The sequence below is a fragment of the Sphingomonas sp. genome, from assembly GCF_031426035.1.
Taxonomy (GTDB): domain Bacteria; phylum Pseudomonadota; class Alphaproteobacteria; order Sphingomonadales; family Sphingomonadaceae; genus Sphingomicrobium.
Genome location: NZ_JANPKO010000068.1, coordinates 1 through 3,526, shown reverse-complemented (window position 1 = coordinate 3,526; position 3,526 = coordinate 1). Strand labels below are relative to the sequence as shown.

Here is a 3,526-nt window from a genome sequence, read left to right as displayed (position 1 = left end):
TGCGTTCGAGTTCCTGCCGGGTGGCGACAAGCTCAAACGCCCGGCGAAGTTCTTTCGCGGCATCTCGGTGCTCGAGGACCCGGTCTATTCGCCCGACCCCGGCGGGCCGATCGTGACGCTCAAGGTGCGCTATGGGGAGCGCACCGACAAGGAGGACAAGAAGAGCCCGATCCTGGCCAAGACCACCGACCTCGAGGTCCTGCCCGACAAGCAGCTGGGCTTCGGCGGCTATGTCTCGCGCGAAAGCCTCAAGGGCATGCTCAAGGACCCTAAATTCAAGCATTTGAGCCCGATCAGCTTCCCGGATCCCGCGATCAGTCCGGAAGGCGACCTGGTCGCGTCCGGCGAAATCCTCTCGTCAAACAAGCTCCTGCCCGAATTGCCGATCCCGATCGTGCTGCGCGGCAGCGACGTCTTCCTCAACTTCCCAATCCCCACCGAGTCGCTCAAGTTCGGCCCTGTTACGGTAACCGAAGCCGCCTTGATGATCGGGGTCGGGGACAAGGGCTTCTTCATGGAAGGCGCCGCGACGATCCTGATCAAGGACATCGGCACGGGCACCATCTCCGCCCGCGGCGAGGGCGATGGCGTGACGCTGTACGGCAAATTGGCGCTCGACCTCGACTTCCTCGAACAGGCCGAGCTCGACGTCACCTACATCCTCGCCAAGGACGACTTCAAAGCGACCGGCAAGTTCAAGGTCGGCAAGGACAAGTTGCCCGGGGTGGACTCGGGCCAGATCGACGTCTCGCTGACCCGCCAGAGCTTCGGCCTGGTCGGCACGCTGCAGCTCGGCGGGTTGTTCAAGGGCAGCACGATCACCGCCGGCTACACCTCCGAAACCGGGCTGCTGATCGAGGGCAAGGACCTGCCGTTGCCGGTCAGCAAGGTCCCCGGCGTGTCGGACGCCAAGGCCACCGTGCGCGCCCGCCGCAACCCCGACACGGGCGACTGGGCGGTGTCGGGCGGGGGCAAGGCGACGCTGTCGGGAGGCGGCGCGAGCGGCACGCTCGACGTGCTGGTCGACGGCCTGGCGGTCGATTTCTCGGGGCGGGTCGATGTCGCCAAGGGGCCGGCCAGCGGGTGGCTGCAGATCTCCGCGTCCAACCGCGCGGTCGACGACGAAGGCAAGCCGGTCGAGGGCGGCAAGCTCGGCGAATTGGCGATCTGGGGCAAGGGCGAGGCCAAGGTCGCGTTCGGCAAGGTGCTGACCGGCACCGCCGGCATCGAATATACCCGGGAAGGTCATGTCATCGTGGTCGGCGAGATCGCCATGCCGCCGACCTACGATCTGTTCCCCAAGAAGGATTTGTCGCCGGACAAGCCGTTGTTCAAGTTCAAGACCCCCGATTTCCCGATCTGGGGGGTCAAGGTCGGGCCGGTCGGGGTCGGGGTGTTCGCGTTCGCCGATGCCAGCCTGGTCGCCACCGCGTGGGTCGGACCGGGCCAGCTGCGCAATGCGCTGGTGGCGGGGACGATGGACCTCGACAAGCCGGAAGAGGCCAAGGTCGAGGGCAAGGCGCAATTCTACGTCCCCGCCTACGCCGGGCTGACGCTCGACATCGGCGGCGGGCTCAAGGCGCAGGCGGCGGTCGCCTACGTCAAGGGCCGGGTCGGCATCTACGCCTCGCTTGGGCTGCTGATCGAGGGCATGTTCGACATCGGCGTGACGTGGAGCCAGGCACAGGGGCTGGCGATCGAGGCGACCCCGGCGATCCTCGCCTCGCCCAAGTTCGAGGTCGGGGTCACCGCGTCAGTCGCGGTCGGCGTCGACCTCGGGCTGTTCGACATCGAGAAAGAATGGGGCCCGTGGAAGGAGAAGCTCGGCGAATTCGGCCCCGACATGCAGTTCGGCGCGAAATTCCCGATGGCGTGGTCGGAAGTGGAGGGGCTCGATATCGATCCGGGCAAGATCGAGATCCAGCAACCCAATATCGACGCGCCGGCGCTGATGAAGGACACCTTCCTGGCGCTGGTGTGAGGCGAACGCCTATTCGGCGGCGGCGACCAGGCGCTCGCGGTAGGCCGGCTGGGTGTTGCCCAGCTCCTCGGCGAACCAGGCGGTGGTGCGGTCGAGGCCTACGGCGAGTTCGACACGCGGGGCCCAGCCGAGCAGCTCGGTGGCCCGCGCAATGTCGGGCTTGCGGCGGCGGGGGTCATCTTCTGGCAGGGCGAGGCGGATTACCGGCGACGCCGAGCCGGTCATCGCCAGCACGCGCTCGACGAGGTCGCTGACGGTCAACTCATGGGGATTGCCGAGGTTGACCGGCATGCCTGCAGCGGAATCGCTCTCCATCAGCCGGACGAGACCCTCGACCATGTCGTCGATGAAGCAGAAGCTGCGGGTCTGAGCGCCGTCGCCGTAGACCGTGATCGGATCCCCCGCGAGCGCCTGGCAGATGACGTTGGACACTACGCGGCCGTCGTCGGCGCGCATGCGCGGGCCGTAGGTGTTGAACAGCCGCGCGACGCGGACGTCGGCGCGGCCCAAGCGGTGGAAATCGAACGCCAGCGTCTCGGCGGCGCGCTTGCCTTCATCGTAACAGGCGCGCGGCCCGGTGCAGTTGACCGCGCCGCGATAATCCTCCGCCTGCGGATGCATCTCGGGGTCGCCGTAGACTTCGCTGGTCGAGGCGAGCAGAAATCGCGCGCCGTGCGCCTCGGCCAGGCGGAGCAGGGTGCGGGTGCCGACGACATTGGTCAGCATCGTATGTTCGGGATCGGCCTGATAATGCGGCGGCGAGGCCGGGCAGGCGAGGTTGTAGATGCGAGTGAAGGGGATGCGCGCGATGTCCGCCGGCAGCGCTTCGGTGACATCATGCTCGACCAAACGAAAGCGGTCATTGCCGCCGTGCGGGACATTGCGCGCCCGCCCGGTCATGAAGTTATCGAGACACACCACCCGCGCGCCCTGCGCGAGTAGCCTCTCGACGAGATGCGAACCGATGAACCCGGCGCCGCCGGCGACAAGCGCAATGCTGGAAGGAGCGGACGTCACTGTCATTTCGCTGCAATGCTTTGCGCCATCGGCCCGTTCCCTTCCCCGCAGCGCCCGCCGCCGCTAAGCCCGGCGGCATGAGCGAGGCCAGCGAGGTCCAACGGCGCGAAAAACTGGCCGGCCTGGTCCTGATGGCGTCCGCTGCCGTCGCGCTCGTCCTCGCCAATAGCGGCGCGGCCGACAATTTCCACCACCTGCTCGACCTGCGCGTCGGCCCGGCCCTGCCGCGTATCGGCGTGCCAACCGTCCACCAATGGATTGCCGACGGACTGATGGCCGTGTTCTTCCTGCTCGTCGGCCTGGAAGTGAAACGCGAATGGTACGATGGCCGGCTGTCGAGCGCCGCCGAGCGGCGCCTGCCGATCCTCGCCGCAATAGCCGGAATGGCGGTGCCGGCGCTGCTCTACCTCGCCGCAACCGGTTTCGACCCGGCGCTGGCCCGCGGCTGGGCGATCCCGTCGGCGACCGACATCGCCTTTGCCATCGGCGTGCTCGCTCTGCTCGGCCCCCGCGCATCGCCGTCGCTCA

General features: G+C 67.4%; 3 protein-coding genes. 2 read left to right on the top strand and 1 reads right to left on the bottom strand.

Annotation, left to right across the window (positions count from 1 at the left end; all coding sequences use genetic code 11):
* Positions 1–1,981, top strand: a 1,981-nt coding sequence (locus tag RMP08_RS04235; protein WP_310467743.1) for a hypothetical protein, incomplete at its 5' end; no start/stop codon positions are given.
* Between the two features lie 9 nt (positions 1,982–1,990).
* On the opposite strand, the gene RMP08_RS04230 is transcribed toward RMP08_RS04235, so the two are convergent.
* Positions 1,991–2,998 carry an SDR family oxidoreductase gene (locus RMP08_RS04230; protein ID WP_310467742.1) on the bottom strand — a complete coding sequence of 336 codons (1,008 nt, stop codon included), beginning with the start codon at positions 2,996–2,998 and terminating at the stop codon, positions 1,991–1,993.
* A 77-nt stretch (positions 2,999–3,075) separates the two neighbouring features.
* Between RMP08_RS04230 and RMP08_RS04225 the strand changes: the two genes are divergently transcribed.
* Positions 3,076–3,526: Na+/H+ antiporter NhaA (locus RMP08_RS04225; RefSeq protein WP_310467741.1), on the top strand; the 451-nt coding region annotated here is incomplete at its 3' end.